This window comes from Streptococcus wuxiensis (assembly GCF_040888245.1).
GTDB lineage: Bacteria > Bacillota > Bacilli > Lactobacillales > Streptococcaceae > Streptococcus > Streptococcus wuxiensis.
Genome location: NZ_JBFNFE010000001.1, coordinates 15152 through 32463, shown reverse-complemented (window position 1 = coordinate 32463; position 17312 = coordinate 15152). Strand labels below are relative to the sequence as shown.

The following is a 17312-nucleotide window of genomic DNA, read 5'->3' as shown; positions in this document are numbered from 1 at the left end:
TCAATACAATTAAAAACAAACTACACCCGACAGATATTCAAAATCCTGCTTCACAATATTTTGTTCACTTTAATTTATCAATAGTTTTTTAAATATCTTTATGACTATACAAGTATACATGTTTTCCTATTCTACTTACAGAGAAGGAACTTCGAAATTAATGTTTCAAGACTAAGTGAAAAAGCCCACTTGGAGCTTTTCATGATATTCTTACAAAACCTTACTCAAGAAATCCTTGGTTCTTTGTTCTTGGGTTTGTTCAAAGACTTGCTCTGGAGTTCCGTCTTCAACAACAACACCATCTGCCATAAAGATGACACGATCTGCCACCTCACGAGCAAAGCCCATTTCATGCGTTACGATAACCATGGTCATTCCTGACTGAGCAAGTTCTTGCATAACTGCTAGTACTTCTCCTACCATTTCTGGATCTAGAGCAGAAGTTGGTTCATCAAATAGTAGGACATCTGGTTCCATAGCAAGACCACGGGCGATAGCGATACGCTGTTGTTGACCGCCCGACAAGCTTTGTGGATAAGCATCTGCCTTATCTGGCAAACCAACCTTTTCTAAGAGCTCATGCGCTCTCTTCTCAGCCACTTCCTTACTTTCACCTTTTGTCTTGATTGGAGAAAGTGTGATGTTTTCCTTCACTGTCATATTTGGGAAGAGATTGAATTGTTGGAAAACCATTCCCATCTTTTCACGCATGGCAAAGAGGTCATTTTTCTTATCCGTAATGTCAACACCTTCAAAGATAACTTTTCCTTTTGTAGCTTCTTCAAGGAGATTCATGGAACGAAGGAGGGTTGACTTACCGCTTCCAGAAGGGCCGATAATGACCACTACTTCCCCTTTTTTGATTTCAAGATCAATCCCTTTTAAAACTTCATTCTTTCCAAAGCTTTTATGAAGGTTTTCAATTTTAATTAGCGTTTCAGTCATTATTTCTTATCTCCTTGTCCCATACGATTTTCAAAAGCTTTCAAGGCTAGTGTCAAGATAGAGGTCATAATCAAGTAGTAAAAGGCTGCAAATAAAAGCGGAGTTAAAGGCAGGTAAGTGGTTGTTGACACCGTAGTAGCTCCATTCCACAACTCCATAACCCCGATAGCTGACAAGAGTGAACTATCCTTGATAATAGTGATAAACTCATTTCCTAGAGAAGGTAAGATATTTTTGATAGCCTGGGGTAAAATGACATAGCGCATGGCATTCTTAGGGCGAATACCTAGTGAATATGCTGCTTCTAATTGTCCCTTTGGTACTGCATTAATCCCAGCACGAACTGTTTCTGATACATAGGCACCACTATTCATAGAAATAATCAAAATCCCTGGAATCAAACGAGTCAGATCAACATCTAAGATCCCAATTTGAATAGTCGGAGCACTAATATGCATCAAGGCAAATGCAATCATAATCTGCACCATCATCGGAGTCCCACGGAACACCCAGATATATAGATTGGCCAACCAGGCAAGTGGTTTAATCTTTGAACGTTGTGCAAAGGCCAACAGCACTCCTAGAATGGTCCCCAAGAAGACCACCAAGATAGATATGATAATTGTTACAACGGCACCATAGTTAAAATACGGTAGATATTTCGGTAAAAAAGAAAAATTCATGGATACTCTACTTTCTGTTTTTAATATTTAAACTTAAAACTTGTATAAGGATAACATATTTTGCATAAAAATTCAACATTTTCTCCTGATATTTTCAATAAATTTTCAAAGACGATAGAAATAGCGAGAAATCTTAGTTTTTTTCTAGTCAAGTAGAGTCTGTTTATGGTAAAATAGTAAAGATAAGAAATGGAGGAGAATCAAAATGGAATCACATTTGGTTAGAATCATCAATCGCTTAGAAGCAATGACTAAAGATGGTGGTAACTTAAAACGTAACTTTGAACGCGAAGGAATTGTTGTCGCAGAGGTTGCTTTTAACCACGACGAAGAAAACGGACCACTCTTTACACTTCGTGATGTTGAAGCTCGTGAAACATATACATTTGATAGCATCGACCTCATTGCGATGGAAATCTACGAACTTTTATACTAATAGTTGAATATGGGCTGGAGGATACTCCTGCTTTGACCAATGAAAATCCTTTTTGCATGACAAATTGGATTTTTCTTTTTATCACTAAAGTCTAGTAAGAATTGCCTTGTATGTTGAATTTTAACAAGCAATCTTTTTACTTGCATTCCCCTTCAATCATGATATAATGAGACTAAAGAACTTTGACTATTTTTGACCTTTTCGTTTTAGTCAAAGCAGAGAAAGAAACGAGGTAGAGGTATGCTCTGTCAAAACTGCAAAATCAATGACTCAACAATCCATCTTTATACCAATATCAATGGACAACAAAAGCAAATCGACCTTTGTCAAAATTGCTACAAAATTATCAAAACGGATCCTAACAATAGCCTATTTAAAGGGATTACAGATTTAAACAATCGTGATTTTGATCCATTTGGAGACTTCTTTAACGATCTGAATAACTTTAGACCTTCTTCAAATAACAATGTTCCTCCAACCCAGTCAGGTGGTGGATATGGTGGTAATGGTGGTTACGGTTCCCAAAATCGAGGGCCTGCTCAAACACCTCCTCCTAGTCAAGAAAAAGGACTCTTGGAAGAGTACGGTATCAATGTAACTGAGATTGCTCGTCGTGGAAATGTAGACCCTGTTATCGGTCGTGACGAAGAAATCATCCGTGTCATTGAAATTCTTAACCGTAGAACCAAAAACAATCCTGTTCTTATCGGTGAGCCTGGTGTTGGTAAAACAGCAGTTGTTGAGGGTCTCGCTCAGAAAATTGTTGATGGGGACGTTCCCCATAAACTTCAAGGAAAAGAAGTCATTCGCTTAGACGTCGTTAGTCTTGTCCAAGGTACAGGAATTCGTGGCCAGTTTGAAGAACGCATGCAGAAACTCATGGAGGAAATCCGAAAACGTGAGGATATTATCCTCTTTATCGACGAAATTCATGAAATCGTTGGTGCTGGTTCTGCTGGAGACGGTAATATGGATGCAGGAAACATCCTCAAACCTGCCCTTGCTCGTGGCGAACTTCAACTTGTTGGTGCTACTACTCTCAATGAATACCGCATCATTGAAAAAGATGCTGCCCTAGAACGACGTATGCAACCTGTTAAGGTTGATGAACCAACAGTGGAAGAAACTATCACTATCCTCAAAGGTATTCAAAAGAAATACGAGGATTATCACCACGTTCATTATACAGACGCTGCTATTGAAGCCGCTGCTACTCTTTCTAACCGCTACATCCAAGATCGTTTCTTACCAGACAAAGCCATCGACCTTCTGGATGAAGCTGGTTCTAAAATGAACCTAACGCTAAACTTTGTTGATCCTAAGGTTATTGATCAACGCCTAATCGAAGCCGAAAATCTTAAGGCCCAAGCCACTCGAGATGAAGATTTTGAGAAAGCTGCCTACTTCCGTGACCAGATTGCTAAATATAAAGAAATGCAAAAGACAAAGGTAACGGATCAGGATACTCCAATCATCAGCGAAAAGACGATTGAACACATTATTGAACAAAAGACTAATATTCCAGTTGGTGATTTGAAAGAAAAAGAACAGTCTCAACTTATCAATCTAGCAGACGACCTCAAGGCTCATGTCATTGGTCAAGATGATGCAGTTGATAAGATTGCTAAAGCTATCCGTCGTAACCGTGTTGGACTAGGCACTCCAAACCGTCCAATTGGTAGCTTCCTCTTTGTCGGTCCTACTGGTGTCGGTAAAACAGAACTTTCTAAACAACTAGCTATTGAGCTTTTTGGTTCTGCTGATAGCATGATTCGCTTTGATATGAGCGAATACATGGAAAAACATAGCGTTGCCAAACTTGTCGGTGCCCCTCCAGGATACGTAGGTTATGATGAAGCAGGTCAGTTGACTGAGAAAGTGCGTCGCAACCCCTACTCACTGATCCTCCTTGACGAGGTTGAAAAAGCCCATCCAGATGTTATGCATATGTTCCTTCAAGTATTGGATGATGGCCGTTTAACGGACGGTCAAGGACGCACTGTTAGCTTTAAGGACGCCATCATTATCATGACCTCAAATGCAGGTACAGGAAAAGCTGAAGCAAGCGTTGGATTTGGTGCAGCTAGAGAAGGTCGTACCAACTCTGTCCTTGGAGAATTAGGCAACTTCTTTAGTCCAGAATTCATGAACCGCTTTGATGGTATTATTGAATTTAAGGCTCTCAGCAAGGAAAATCTCCTACAAATCGTTGACCTTATGTTGGATGATGTGAACAAACGTCTCTCAAGTAATAACATCCATTTAGATGTAACAGATAAGGTGAAAGAAAAACTTGTAGACCTTGGTTACGATCCAAAAATGGGAGCTCGTCCACTCCGTCGTACCATCCAAGACTATATCGAAGATGCTATTACAGACTACTACCTTGAAAATCCAAGTGAAAAAGACCTCAAGGCAGTCATGACAAGTAAAGGTAAAATCGTGATTAAGTCCAAAAATAAAACGGAAACAGTCGAGTCAAACGACTAATTCCTCACATACAAAAGAATGTTCTTGCTTGACAGTAAGAGCATTCTTTACTATTATAGAAAGAAAGCGCACTCACGAAGGAGAACTTTATGGCAAATCCAACATTTGGAGAAAAAAAAGAGGGAGTAACCTACAAAAATAGATATGGCGTTTATGCAGTCATACCTGATGCAAACCATGAAAAGATTATCCTCGTACAAGCTCCAAATGGTGCATGGTTCTTACCAGGGGGCGAAATTGAAGAAGGTGAAAATCACCTTGAAGCTCTCAAACGAGAGTTGATTGAAGAATTAGGATTTACAGCTGAAATCGGCACCTACTACGGGCAAGCTGATGAATACTTCTACTCTAGACATCGTGACACCTATTACTACAATCCAGCTTACCTCTATGAAGCTACTTCTTACCAAGAAATCCAAAAACCTCTCGAGGACTTCAATCACTTAGCTTGGTTCCCAATCGATGAAGCTATTGCTAACTTAAAACGTGGAAGTCACAAATGGGCGATTGAAGCTTGGAAAAAACAACATCAAATTTAAACTATCTTTACCAAATTTCCCAAAAAGTGCTATAATAGACATAGAAATACAGGAGGAAACCCTATGAAGCTTATCAATACTACAAATTCACACTCGCAACTTGTTAAAAGTCAGCTAGAAAGCACCGACGCAACACTTGTAGAGGTTTATTCTGCGGGAAATACAGATGTTATTTTTACTCAGGCTCCACTTCATTACGAAATCCTCATTTCCAATAAACATCGTGCAATCCGTGAAAAAGAAATGGAAAAAATCAAAGAATTTTTCCTCAGTCGTAAAATTAATCAACAGGCTATTGATAAGGCAAATATTAAAACCCTCTATTCTGATAAATTGATTGAGATTTCAATCCCTACAAAATAGAATTAATCTACCCTACAGTTAAAACTGCGGGGTTTTTTAATGCTTTTTTCTATACATTTCTAAAATAACTACCATGTCTAAACTTTTTGTGAAAAATTCACACTTTAATCGAAAAATGTGAGAAATTTCGTTATAATAGATAGAGAGATTTTAATGAAGGAGTTTGATATGAAAGAAATAGTATACAGAGAAGCCGGGCTAGATGAATATCAAAAAATTGGAAAAGTATTGGCTGGTGCCTTTATGGACTACCCTTTCATGACTCTTATCAAAGATGATTTAAAGAAACCAGAATATTATCCAGCATTCTTAGAATTATTGGATAGCCTTCTGACCAGACTCTATATCAAAGGAGAGACCTGTCTAGTTGCTGAACGAGACGGGGAAATCCTGGCCGTTGCCCTCCTGCAACAAAAGGATTTTTCCATTCTATCTTATTTGCTGAATGGTATTGTCAAGCTTTTTCATTTTATTACTCCGCGCAATCTCTTGAAATATCTTGATTTGGTGGAACGTTCCGAACAACATTTGAAAAGATCAGGAAATTTTGACTGGTATTTGATGATGTTAGGTGTCAACGCTTCTAGTCAAAACCAAGGAATCGGGAGTGCTTTTCTACAAGAAGGTGTTGAACCTTATCTTAAATCCAAAGGCTGCAAACGCTTGGGTTTGATTACTAGTACTGAAAAAAATGTTTGCTTCTATGAAAAAAACAAGTATGAATTACTAGATTCGATGATGTTAGAATACGGAACAAAATCTATTGGAAACTGGGCTTTTGTAAAAATCCTGGATAACGAATGTTAAACATAAAAAAGATTGGTCTAAGGACCAATCTTTTTTTATGTTACTTAACTGCTTCTTTCAAGGCTTCTACCTTATCCAAGCGTTCCCATGGAAGATCAATATCTGTACGTCCCATATGTCCATAAGCCGCTGTTTGACGGTAGATTGGACGTTTGAGGTCAAGCATTTGGATGATTCCTGCAGGACGAAGGTCAAAGATTTGACGCGCTGCTTTTTCAAGTTTACTTTCAGCTACTGTTCCTGTACCGAAAGTATCGATACGGACAGATACAGGTTGAGCTACACCGATTGCGTAGGCCAATTGGACTTCTGCTTTCTTAGCAAGACCTGCAGCAACAATGTTTTTAGCAATGTAGCGAGCTGCATAAGAAGCTGAACGGTCAACCTTAGTCGCATCCTTACCAGAGAAGGCACCACCACCGTGACGTGAATAACCACCATAGGTATCCACGATAATCTTACGACCAGTCAAACCTGAGTCCCCTTGAGGTCCTCCGATAACGAAACGACCAGTTGGATTGATAAAGAATTTAGTCTCATCGTCAAGATACGAAGCTGGAATCACTTCCTTGATGACCTTATTGATTACATCCTTATGGATTTGTTCATTGCTGACTTCTGGATCGTGTTGAGTTGAAATAACGACAGTGTCCACACGCACCGGTTGGTCATTTTCATCATATTCAACAGTAACTTGAGATTTAGCGTCTGGACGAAGGTAACTAATTTCACCAGACTTACGTAGCTCTGCCAAACGACGAACCAACTTGTGGCTGAGTGAGATTGGCAATGGCATGAGTTCTTCAGTTTCATCCACCGCAAAACCAAACATGAGACCTTGGTCTCCAGCTCCAATCAAATCAAGTGGATCTTGATCCGCATTCCCACGAACTTCTAACGCTTCATTGACACCTTGGGCGATATCTGGTGACTGCTCAACAAGTGATGGGTGAACTCCAACCGTTTCTGCAGAAAAACCGTACTCTGTATTGGTATAACCAATCTCTGCAATGGTATCACGAACCACACGGTTGATATCCACATAAGCTGTCGTTGAAATTTCACCGAAAACATGTACTGAACCAGTATAAACAGCTGTTTCAGCAGCAACGTGCGCCTCTGGATCTTGCTCTAAAATAGCATCCAAGATAGCATCTGAAATTTGGTCTGCAATCTTATCTGGATGCCCCTCAGATACAGATTCAGACGTGAATAATTTACGTTCTGACATAAAAATGTCCCCCCTTAAAAAATATTCGTTATAGAGTTACAAAGAACTGGTAGGAAGAGTATTTACAATCAATCCCACCACCTTATCGGGACCATATAACCTAACTATTATAACACGAATCTTTGAAAAATACTCGTATGATTGCTATTTTTCTTACTAGGAAAATGTTTTCCAATCATAGCCAAATAAAAACTCTTAAAATAGATGAGTTTCTACTTTAAGAGTGATGTTATAAACTAATTATTTTCTAGATAAAATTCAAACCGTTCTCCGACGTATTGGCTCTTTACATACTCAAAAGCCGTTCCGTCATCAAAGTAAGAAACCTGAGTCAAACCTAAAATAGCATGCCCTTTTTCAACTTCTAGGTAATGAGCTATCTTTTCTTTGGCTAAACGTGCGTATATGGTCTGGTGAGATTTACCAATTCGATAACCATGCTCTTGCAAGGTTTGAAAGAAGTGCTTGGTTACTTCTTCTTTTTTGAAATTTTTGATAAATTTCTCGGGAATCGACGCCACTTCATAGACTACAGGAACTTTGTCGGCATAGCGAACACGCTCCATACGAATGATATTGTCAGTTGGCAGTAAACCTAGTTTAGCCACTTCTTGCTCATTTGGAATGGTTCGACGATAAGAAATCAAGTGACTAGACGGAGTTTTCCCTTGAGCTTTAACAATCTCCGTAAAACTAGTTGTTCCACGCATTCTTTCCTGAACACGTGTGCTTGAAACAAAGGTCCCACTACCTACACGTCGTTCCAAAACCCCTTCTTCAACCAAAAGAGAGATTGCTTGACGCAAGGTCATGCGGCTAACGGCAAATTCTTCTGCTAAATCTCGCTCACTTGGAAGTCTTTCCCCAATTTTCCAACTTCCCTCATCAATGTCTTTCTTGATTTGGTCGTGGATTTTCATATAAGCTGGTAACATGCTTGATCACTTCTTTTCTTTATTTTTTCCATTGTACCCTATCTCATAGGGAAAAGTCAAACCGCACTTGTTTGGTTGGTAATTCTAACCCTTTTATGATAGAATATTCAAGAAGATATTTCTTTTAAGAAAGGGAAAAGATGAGCAACATTTCAACTGATTTGCAAGATGTCGAAAAGATCATCGTACTGGACTATGGTAGCCAGTACAACCAACTCATCTCACGTCGTATCCGTGAGATCGGTGTCTTTTCAGAACTAAAAAGTCACAAGATTTCGGCTGACGAAGTCCGTGCTATCAATCCTATCGGGATCGTACTTTCAGGTGGTCCAAACTCTGTTTACGAAGAAGGATCATTTGATATTGACCCAGAGATTTTTGAACTTGGTATTCCGATTTTGGGAATCTGCTATGGTATGCAGCTATTGACTCACAAGCTTGGAGGAAAAGTTGTTCCTGCAGGTGACGCTGGTAACCGTGAATACGGTCAATCAATATTGACTCACACAGAATCAGCTCTTTTTGCGGGTACTCCAGATGAGCAGCTTGTCTTGATGAGCCACGGGGATGCTGTTACAGAAATTCCTGCTGACTTTGTTCGTACTGGAACTTCTGCAGACTGTCCTTATGCATCTATTGAAAACCCTGATAAGAAAATTTACGGTATCCAATTCCACCCAGAAGTTCGCCACTCAGTTCACGGTTATGATATTTTGCGTAACTTTGCTTTAAATATCTGTGGTGCCAAAGGTGACTGGACTATGGATAACTTCATCGAAATGCAAATCAAACAAATCCGTGAAAAAGTTGGAGACAAACGTGTTCTCCTCGGACTTTCTGGTGGTGTTGACTCTTCTGTTGTTGGGGTTCTTCTCCAAAAAGCAATCGGTGATCAATTGATCTGTATCTTTGTAGACCACGGTCTTCTCCGTAAAGGGGAAGCTGACCAAGTTATGGATATGCTTGGTGGTAAGTTTGGTCTCAACATCGTTAAAGCAGACGCTGCCAAACGTTTCCTTGATAAATTGGCTGGTGTTTCTGATCCTGAACAAAAACGGAAGATTATCGGTAACGAGTTTGTTTATGTCTTTGATGACGAAGCAAGCAAACTAACAGATGTGAAATTCCTTGCTCAAGGAACTCTTTATACTGACGTGATTGAGTCTGGTACGGATACTGCTCAAACTATCAAGTCTCACCACAATGTGGGTGGACTTCCAGAAGACATGCAGTTTGAACTGATCGAGCCACTCAACACTCTTTACAAGGATGAAGTTCGTGCACTAGGTACTGAACTTGGCATGCCAGACCACATCGTGTGGCGCCAACCATTCCCAGGTCCAGGGCTTGCTATCCGTGTCATGGGAGAAATCACTGAAGAAAAACTTGAAACTGTTCGTGAGTCAGATGCTATCCTTCGTGAAGAAATCGCTAAAGCTGGCCTTGACCGCGACATCTGGCAATATTTCACTGTTAACACTGGCGTTCGTTCAGTAGGTGTTATGGGAGATGGCCGTACTTACGACTACACCATTGCTATCCGTGCTATCACTTCTATCGATGGTATGACAGCTGACTTCGCTAAGATCCCTTGGGAAGTTCTCCAGAAAATCTCAGTTCGTATCGTAAACGAAGTTGACCACGTTAATCGCATCGTCTACGATATCACAAGTAAACCACCTGCAACCGTTGAGTGGGAATGATTTATAAACATGATTTGAAGTGAAATGGTTGATTTAACAGCATTTTCAGTTATTATAAAAGGTTAAAAATCAGTCAAAATTGATTGGTTCCCCACCAAAAGCCCCACCAGAAACTAATCTGATGGGGCTTTTTATAGTAAATTTTACATTCTTTTTATCCAAAGAATTATTTTTAATAACTTTCAATTTATTAGAACTCATCAAACACACAATATTTATATTTTAATGTTACATTCAATTTTATCATGGATTAAATCTTTTACTGAATAAAATAATTAAATTATTAGTGATTAACTGATTCTGATGCAATCTTTACCAAATCTAAAAATTCATACTGAGGTGTCTGAATAACCGGTGGAGTGTTGTAAATATAATTTATAAAATTATTAAATGATAAATCCTTTGTAGATTCTATTACATCGTCAATAATTTCTCTCTCCTGTTCATCCAAATATATTATGTCATTAAGATTTAAATCTTTTATTTGGAATGTGTACCTAGTTCCCCCATAATTAGAAAGCCCTTCATCAATTATAATATGTTCATCAGAAACTGCTTCTTTCATAACATCCGGAACATATGGACCATAATTATCAAAGTACCAGTTTATTCCTGAACTAACATTTTTTTGCTTTTGAGCCGTTTTCCAATCTATTAAATACACAAGTTTAGTCAATCTTGTCTTATTCAAATCAAAAGGATAAGGATATTTTATTAAAATATATCTTATGATATCTCTTAATTTCTCATTAACACTCATGTTTATTCTACTCCTTTATAGTAATGACGAAGATTTTTATGAATACTTTGTAAAATAAATTGAAACTTTTGATCAATCAAGTCACTTAATAATCTATAATCTTCTTTGCTACTTAGTAATTTTTTTGAACCATCTATCATAATTGATAAGTTTGATTTTTTGCTCTCAATCATTAAAACCCCAATTGGATTCCTATCATATCCATATATTTTTTTACCAAAGTAACAACGTGATTTCATTGTAACTTTTTTTAGCTCCTCTTTATCAAAATTACTAAAGTCTTTGCTCATTTCTTGACAATACCTATCAAAATTAGTATCAGGATCTGGAAGTGCAACTCTCATAAAAAAATCATCGTCTTCATTATGGAAACACTTAGAAATATAATTATCGTTTGGTTCAAAAGTATTACCAAATTGGGTCTTTACAAAGTGCGAATTGTTACTATGTCTAGCAATATTTATAAATTTATTTTCCTTATATAAATAAAATGTTATACGTTCTGAATTTTCTAATTTTAATATATCACTAAAATCATGTAATAGATCATATGGCAAAGATTGCAAAGCCTGTTTTAATTGTTCTAACTCATCACCAAGCTTTAAAAGCTTTTCATTCTTTTCCGCGATTTTATCATCACAGTCTGAACTAATATCGTTAATTTCTACTGCACGATTTACCTCACTAATATAATTAAATAGCAATAGAATTAAAATGATAATTAGAAAAATTATAAAATTCTCGTTTATATATTTAACCATTTCGTTGCGAACAACTACAAACGATAAAAGGGTTAGGAGAATAGAAGGAAGTATCTCCAATATATACTTTAATATTCCCTTTTCTTTCACAGACTTCCACCAAATTTTTATTGATTTCATCATTTAAGTTCTTACTGCTCTCTTTCTGTATAATGATCATTGTATCATTTTTTATCTAATAATTATCTTATAAAATACTATCTTTTTCAGATAACTTAATTTGATTAGAATTTATACGCAAATAAAACAAATTGTTGGGGTTGAAATTTTATCTCAAAAGAATAACTTAACAAAGTAATCATTTTATATACTGATTACTACAATAGTTAACAAATTAAAAGTACTTAAATTATTTTTTTAGAATTAGAGGTCAAGTTAAAACTTGACCTCTTTTTCAATTCACTTCATGTTTTAGATACAATCAACAACCATCCTACCCAAAATATTTATCTACCAATTCCTGAATCCTACCTTCTTTGGCAGCTGGAATGGTATCTTCTAAAACAAAATTCTTTCTACTAATGTCTTGAGATAGATTTCCAAAGATAAAATTAGTGGAAATGTTATAGATAATTTCTGAAGGCGCAAATCCATAAACTTGATTTTCTAGGATATGTTTTAAGCGTTCTTCAGGATTTGGAAATACATCTTTTAAGCCTTCGCTATTATATAGCCGCTTGACAAGTTCAGCAATATAGAGACCTGACTTCATGTACAAATCAATAAATGTCTTAGATGGGTCATCAAAGATTCCTGGGTTTTCTTTTTCAAGATCATCCACCATTCTCTTCACCACCCGTTTAGGAGTGAAAATCTGGTTGGTCTTTTGCGGTGGAATATAGTCAAAGATATCTTCTTTTTGATCTTTAAAATAATCTGCCAACTCCTCTTTCTTGCGAAGAAATTCTTGAATGGCTTCATCAAATGTTGCTCGATCAAAGAGATGCCCTGCAAAATCCTGCCCACCATCTCTCAAATAACGAAATTGGTCAATCGTAATCCCAGTTACTTCATAAAAAACATGCTCAGGAACAAAGGTGTCAAAATTATCAAGTGTTAGAGATTGATTGCCATAGGCCATGATAAAACTAGGGATTGTTCGTGCAAATCCTCGAAGGTGATCTCGGATTTCATCTTGAGCAGATTGTTTCAACTGTTCAACACGTTTGACCTCAACCTGTTCGATAAACTTCTCAGGCATTTTTTCCACTTCATTTTTGAGTGTTTGTTCTAGTTTTTCTTTATGAATGAGATTATTTTCTTCTATTCGTTTTTCAAGAACTTCTTGAATCTTATCTTTTTGCTCCTTATCATTTGCTTCCTTGAGCTGTTGCTGCACCTCTTCCTTGATATGGGCTTCAGTAATTTTACGTTCTATCTCATTCTTTCGAACTTCATTCTCAAATGTTACTGCAATTTGTTTCTTGATGTGGTCTGTTTCCCGAGTTTTTAGATCGTATCCAGCTTTCAATTCTTCTACAATTACCGTGGATACTGTCTGGCTCAAGTCATTAATTAGTTGTTTTTGAGTTTTGTCCTCATCTTTTGTGACTAATTCAACAACAGACTGTCCAAGTCCATAAACTTTTTCACCAAAAAGTCGCGTTTGTTGATTGATCACGATTTCATGGTCAACAACTGCATTGCCCTCATCATCCACTGTAACATCTGAAAAATCTAGTAAATCAGAAGATGTTTGTAACTTGCCTTCCTTTTCTACTGGTAGTTCATTTAAAATGTCTAGAACGGTTTGACTGGCTTGGAAAATGCCACTAATATTATCAAAAAGGAGATTGGACATAAATCCTCGTTTGAGGACTTCTCTAGCTTTTATCTGACGCGGTATAGTCAGAACTGCCTTAGCATCAATTTCAACCATCATACCTGCACGGTCTTCTGCTATGACAGGGAAGAAATTTAGTAACTCTCTAATGTTTTCTTCGCGAGTTGCTGAAGTTCCTCCACCTCCTGCAGTTGCAAGTGATAAGTTATTTGCAAACTCATCAAAGAGAATCAGGGTTCTTTCAGGCGCAAAGTCAAATACATAGGCTCTTTCTTTGCGGAAATGATTTCCTTTGCTATCGCTCCATGAGTATGGATTTTGAGCGCGGAAGGCAGCTTGCATATAAAGGGCAGGTGATTTCAAGTTTGATAACATCAATACGCCTGTCCATTCAGGAATCGTCACACCTGTCGTCAACTGACCAACGGAGAGGGTAATGGTTTTGTCATTCTCTGCTATCGCTTTTCTAACCAGGTCTAAGGATTTGAGTTTGACCTTATCATCTTCCTCAGACATACGCCCGTCACCAGCAGCTAAAACAATCTCATAGTTTTCATAGATGGGGTGTTCTTCTAGTAGAACTTTTAAGGCTTTAGCTGAGGCTACACGTTCTAACAGCCAAAAAGTATGCTTGAGTTCGTTCCGAAGTTCTTTGGTTGAAAATGGATATTTTTCATTGCTAGATAGAGTATCTAACCAATTTCTGACATCTTGCTCATGGATAAATTTCCCTTTATCATCTGTAGCGAAAAATTCACTCAAGTCAAAAGCATAGTCGATATTTTCGCCATCTAGTTGAGCACCTTTTTCTAGCTCTTCTCCAATCATCTGTGACATTTGATAGGTAAAGAGATTTAACTGAGGCAAGCTCTCATATGGATTCTCCTCTTCTTGCTCAGGCGACCAAGTAGTTTTAGCTGCCTGTTCATCAGCATAAGACCAGTTGTAGATCTGCTCCTCGGTAAATTCTCCCTTAGCTAATGCCTTAAATGGAGTTCCTGATAGATGCAAGGTAAAATTTCGACGAATCTTATTAAAGGCCTGGTCTGTCTTGAAGGTATCGACTCCTTCGTGAGCTTCATCGATAACCAACAAATCCCAATGTAGGTCGGTTACCCATTTGAGTTTATTGTGCTCTCCACCTAGATAAGCAGAGCCTTTCAAATCTTGGAGACTGATAAAAGCAAGTTGTCTTACATCGTCATCTAAAATACTAACAAATTCTTTTCGTGACAAGGTTGGGCGAGTTTTAAGACTGTCTGATTCGGAAACAAACTTGTAAGTCGTTTGTCCTGCTATGAATTTTTCAAAATCATCATACCATGAATTAGCAATGGCAGGTCTATTGGTTACAATCAGGACGTTGACAGCATCCATTCGACGAGCTAGGTCATAGGTAGACAAGGTCTTACCAAAGCGTGGCTTGGCATTCCAGAGGAACTTGCCTCCTGGGTGATTTTTGAAATAAGCTAAGGTCTTAGAAACTGCTTCTTCTTGCTCTTGTCGCAGAGTATAGTCCTGTCCTTGACCAGGCTGATAACCTGACAAATCATGCTGAACAAACTTATCAAAAAGATTTTTAGATTTTTCAGGTGTCCCATTAAAATAAAACCATTCCGTCTTAGGACGACGTTCCACATCATGGAAAGAAAGGAAATGGTGGAAATCATGGTCCTTAAAAGTCTTTCCCTTATCAGGTTCTTCCGTATAGGCTGCATCCCCAGTCCATAAGACATCTGTATCTATATGAGCAGTATGCGTTTGTTCTTTAATCCGTTGTCTGACATCACGCTCCGTATAACCAATCTTAATCCAGCCCTCATTGCTAGTTACCGTCGGAGTGGTGTAAGCATAGATTTTAGGATGAATCTCTTTAGAAGTTTTAATTTCTACCATCAATCCATCTCCCTTACATGAGTCTCAATAAAAGCAATTTCTTCAGGAGAAAGGTCATATTTTTGATAGAGCTGGCGGTCAATATCAGCCACTGATTGTGTCCAATCAATGTCCGAATTGACCGTAAAATCTTGGAGTGGGACTTTAGCCCAAGTTGCTGGAGGATTGTCTTGCGTCAATTTCAAAATACCTAACATAACTCTAGCAAATTTAGTTTTAATATACTTAAAACAAGCCTCTGCTTCTATTTTTGTGTCAAATTTTCCAATAGATATAAACGTCTGAGAATACCCGATTAGGGGTTCCCCGATTAGGGGTGTTGAAAGCACTTCACCTAAAGCACCACTTCCGTTAGCTTTAGGTAAAATAATTTTCCAAAAGAGCAAGTTAGGATGCTCTCGTAAGTATTCTTTTTTTAGATATTTTACAGAGCGCCCGTTTTTCTCTCGTCCAATTATTTGAACATATTCTGTATTTGAATCTACTTTATCTTTAAATACCTCAGGGTATCGTTCAAAAATATTTGTAGAAACAGCTTTTCTGTGACTTAAATCAGTTCTAGAGATTAGTTCCGGAAAATCTTCAAACATAATGTCTGTCAACTTGTGACTATCTGAGCCATACATAATTCCTGAAAGTGATGGTTCTCGAAGCTTTTTTACTTTCCTATAGATACTATCAAGTAAAGGATCGGAGATGAAAGTCTCGATAGCTTCAAATTCTTTATTCTTATCATGATACGTAATCACAACACCGCCTTTAATATCTGTCCCAGGAAAAACTTTATTACTCTTTAATTCATAGAATTTAACTTTTAAATGTCTACTATTTAACATTTTATAATTCCATTTCTTGGGAGTTCCTCCTGTGTTTGCAAGGAATCTAGCTGGAGTAACTAACACAGTTTTATCTGAAATTTTATAAGATTCATCTATAAAGAAATGATAAATAGGCCTTGTTTGAGTATTTGCTCCTTCAATTTCCTCTTGATACGGTGGATTTCCTATCACGACATCAAATTTCATTTCACTTTCCTCACTAGATAGGTGCTCAAAACCTATCATTTTATTCTTTTTCCAGTCTTTGATTTGGGTTTTAGATTCTTCTGCTTCTTGAACTTCCAGCTCATCTGAAAACAAGCTTAGCTGTTGAAATTGCTCTTGTGTAGCTGAGTAAGGACTGATTTTTTTCAATCCATCCATCTGAAAGACATTGTAAGAGATAATAGTCGCAATTTCTTTCTTTTGCTCTAAGGTCGGTTGATTTCCAGTCTTTGCAAGATAGTAGTCCTCAAATGTTGCTAAAAGATTTTCACGCGCCAAAAGCAGAGAATCCCCTTGATACTCATAGCCATAAGAAGCTCGATAAGCTTTTTTTACAAGTTCATAGAATGTGACTTCTTCTGAGACCTCACGACTAATGCGCTGCAATTTTCTATCTACAAAACCAACTCGCTCAGATAATGGAATTTCCTCGCCAGTTACTGTATCATAGCGAGTAACCATATAAGGTGCTTCACCACAGGTAATTTCTAGCCAGCGCACTTGGATATAATCTTCAAGATCTAGAGCTTCAAGTTCAGCTTCCACGTAGCCATTTTGCTTTTCAACCAACCAAGTTGGCGTAAAAACTTCGGCTCTAATCTTGGTTCGGTCTTTTTGCTCATACTTAGACTTTTCTGATCGAGGTTGAATCAAGTTTGCATAGGTTCCCGTCACCCTACTCGGAGTGATACGATCACTTGGAGCAAATCCCTTTCCCAACAATTCATAAGAATGCGTTGCCCAAACAATATTTTTCTTGGTCGTTCGATCTTTTAAAAGAATTTTTAATAAATCAGCCGACTCCATAGCCAACTGTTCTTCACTAATATCTATTGCCATAAAGCAACCTTTCTTCTTATTATTTTTAAATTCTAAAAATATGTACTTTTCATTTATTAATCTATTATATTTTACCACAAAAACACACTGAAATACT

At 37.6% G+C, this 17312-nt stretch carries 14 protein-coding genes; 6 read left to right on the top strand and 8 right to left on the bottom strand.

Annotation, left to right across the window (positions count from 1 at the left end):
- Positions 1-210: 210 nt before the first annotated feature.
- Both AB2B47_RS00150 and AB2B47_RS00145 read right to left on the bottom strand, forming a co-directional pair.
- On the bottom strand, positions 211-945 hold the full coding sequence (locus AB2B47_RS00150) for an amino acid ABC transporter ATP-binding protein (protein ID WP_006152531.1): 735 nt from the start codon (positions 943-945) through the stop codon (positions 211-213).
- Complete coding sequence (locus tag AB2B47_RS00145) at positions 945-1628, bottom strand: amino acid ABC transporter permease (protein WP_006152483.1); 684 nt, start codon at positions 1626-1628, stop codon at positions 945-947. The genes AB2B47_RS00150 and AB2B47_RS00145 overlap by 1 nt, the downstream gene beginning before the upstream one ends.
- 205 nt (positions 1629-1833) lie before the next feature.
- Between AB2B47_RS00145 and AB2B47_RS00140 the strand changes: the two genes are divergently transcribed.
- From AB2B47_RS00140 to AB2B47_RS00120, 5 genes are all read left to right on the top strand, one after another.
- The gene (locus tag AB2B47_RS00140; protein WP_006152543.1) at positions 1834-2064 is read left to right on the top strand and encodes a DUF1797 family protein; all 231 of its coding nucleotides are present in this window, start codon (positions 1834-1836) and stop codon (positions 2062-2064) included.
- Between the two features lie 240 nt (positions 2065-2304).
- Positions 2305-4554, top strand: a complete 2250-nt coding sequence (locus AB2B47_RS00135; RefSeq protein ID WP_006152539.1) for an ATP-dependent Clp protease ATP-binding subunit — start codon at positions 2305-2307, stop codon at positions 4552-4554.
- A gap of 89 nt (positions 4555-4643) precedes the next feature.
- Positions 4644-5093: an NUDIX hydrolase gene (locus AB2B47_RS00130; RefSeq protein ID WP_006152478.1), complete on the top strand. Its 450-nt coding sequence runs from the start codon at positions 4644-4646 to the stop codon at positions 5091-5093.
- A gap of 63 nt (positions 5094-5156) precedes the next feature.
- Positions 5157-5456 (top strand): DUF1827 family protein, encoded by a 300-nt coding sequence (locus AB2B47_RS00125; protein WP_006152517.1) that lies wholly within the window; start codon positions 5157-5159, stop codon positions 5454-5456.
- A gap of 168 nt (positions 5457-5624) precedes the next feature.
- The gene (locus AB2B47_RS00120) at positions 5625-6263 is read left to right on the top strand and encodes a GNAT family N-acetyltransferase (RefSeq protein WP_025170370.1); all 639 of its coding nucleotides are present in this window, start codon (positions 5625-5627) and stop codon (positions 6261-6263) included.
- Positions 6264-6303: 40 nt separating this feature from the next.
- Here AB2B47_RS00120 and metK read toward each other — a convergent pair whose 3' ends face one another.
- Positions 6304-7494, bottom strand: coding sequence for a methionine adenosyltransferase (metK, locus tag AB2B47_RS00115; protein ID WP_320693354.1), 1191 nt, complete (start codon positions 7492-7494; stop codon positions 6304-6306).
- Positions 7495-7730: 236 nt separating this feature from the next.
- Positions 7731-8429, bottom strand: a complete 699-nt coding sequence (locus AB2B47_RS00110) for a GntR family transcriptional regulator (protein ID WP_024054207.1) — start codon at positions 8427-8429, stop codon at positions 7731-7733.
- A gap of 140 nt (positions 8430-8569) precedes the next feature.
- On the opposite strand from AB2B47_RS00110, the gene guaA reads away from it, so the two are divergent.
- A complete protein-coding gene (gene guaA / locus AB2B47_RS00105; protein ID WP_320693353.1) occupies positions 8570-10132 on the top strand; it encodes a glutamine-hydrolyzing GMP synthase in 1563 nt (520 codons plus the stop codon).
- Positions 10133-10415: 283 nt separating this feature from the next.
- On the opposite strand, the gene AB2B47_RS00100 is transcribed toward guaA, so the two are convergent.
- From AB2B47_RS00100 to AB2B47_RS00085, 4 genes are all read right to left on the bottom strand, one after another.
- Positions 10416-10892 carry a Panacea domain-containing protein gene (locus AB2B47_RS00100; protein WP_320693352.1) on the bottom strand — a complete coding sequence of 159 codons (477 nt, stop codon included), beginning with the start codon at positions 10890-10892 and terminating at the stop codon, positions 10416-10418.
- 2 nt (positions 10893-10894) lie between these two features.
- Complete coding sequence (locus AB2B47_RS00095) at positions 10895-11773, bottom strand: hypothetical protein (protein ID WP_368037987.1); 879 nt, start codon at positions 11771-11773, stop codon at positions 10895-10897.
- Positions 11774-12086: 313 nt separating this feature from the next.
- Positions 12087-15335, bottom strand: a complete 3249-nt coding sequence (locus AB2B47_RS00090; protein WP_320693350.1) for a DEAD/DEAH box helicase family protein — start codon at positions 15333-15335, stop codon at positions 12087-12089.
- Complete coding sequence (locus AB2B47_RS00085) at positions 15332-17215, bottom strand: Eco57I restriction-modification methylase domain-containing protein (RefSeq protein ID WP_320693349.1); 1884 nt, start codon at positions 17213-17215, stop codon at positions 15332-15334. The genes AB2B47_RS00090 and AB2B47_RS00085 overlap by 4 nt, the downstream gene beginning before the upstream one ends.
- Positions 17216-17312: the final 97 nt, after the last annotated feature.

Bases quoted from the DNA above. Each gene is read 5' to 3' on its own strand.
- AB2B47_RS00150 (WP_006152531.1), bottom strand. From the start codon at position 945: ATGACTGAAACGCTAATTAAAATTGAAAACCTTCATAAAAGCTTTGGA.
- AB2B47_RS00145 (WP_006152483.1), bottom strand. From the start codon at position 1,628: ATGAATTTTTCTTTTTTACCGAAATATCTACCGTATTTTAACTATGGT.
- AB2B47_RS00140 (WP_006152543.1), top strand. From the start codon at position 1,834: ATGGAATCACATTTGGTTAGAATCATCAATCGCTTAGAAGCAATGACT.
- AB2B47_RS00135 (WP_006152539.1), top strand. From the start codon at position 2,305: ATGCTCTGTCAAAACTGCAAAATCAATGACTCAACAATCCATCTTTAT.
- AB2B47_RS00130 (WP_006152478.1), top strand. From the start codon at position 4,644: ATGGCAAATCCAACATTTGGAGAAAAAAAAGAGGGAGTAACCTACAAA.
- AB2B47_RS00125 (WP_006152517.1), top strand. From the start codon at position 5,157: ATGAAGCTTATCAATACTACAAATTCACACTCGCAACTTGTTAAAAGT.
- AB2B47_RS00120 (WP_025170370.1), top strand. From the start codon at position 5,625: ATGAAAGAAATAGTATACAGAGAAGCCGGGCTAGATGAATATCAAAAA.
- metK (WP_320693354.1), bottom strand. From the start codon at position 7,494: ATGTCAGAACGTAAATTATTCACGTCTGAATCTGTATCTGAGGGGCAT.
- AB2B47_RS00110 (WP_024054207.1), bottom strand. From the start codon at position 8,429: ATGTTACCAGCTTATATGAAAATCCACGACCAAATCAAGAAAGACATT.
- guaA (WP_320693353.1), top strand. From the start codon at position 8,570: ATGAGCAACATTTCAACTGATTTGCAAGATGTCGAAAAGATCATCGTA.
- AB2B47_RS00100 (WP_320693352.1), bottom strand. From the start codon at position 10,892: ATGAGTGTTAATGAGAAATTAAGAGATATCATAAGATATATTTTAATA.
- AB2B47_RS00095 (WP_368037987.1), bottom strand. From the start codon at position 11,773: ATGAAATCAATAAAAATTTGGTGGAAGTCTGTGAAAGAAAAGGGAATA.
- AB2B47_RS00085 (WP_320693349.1), bottom strand. From the start codon at position 17,215: ATGGCAATAGATATTAGTGAAGAACAGTTGGCTATGGAGTCGGCTGAT.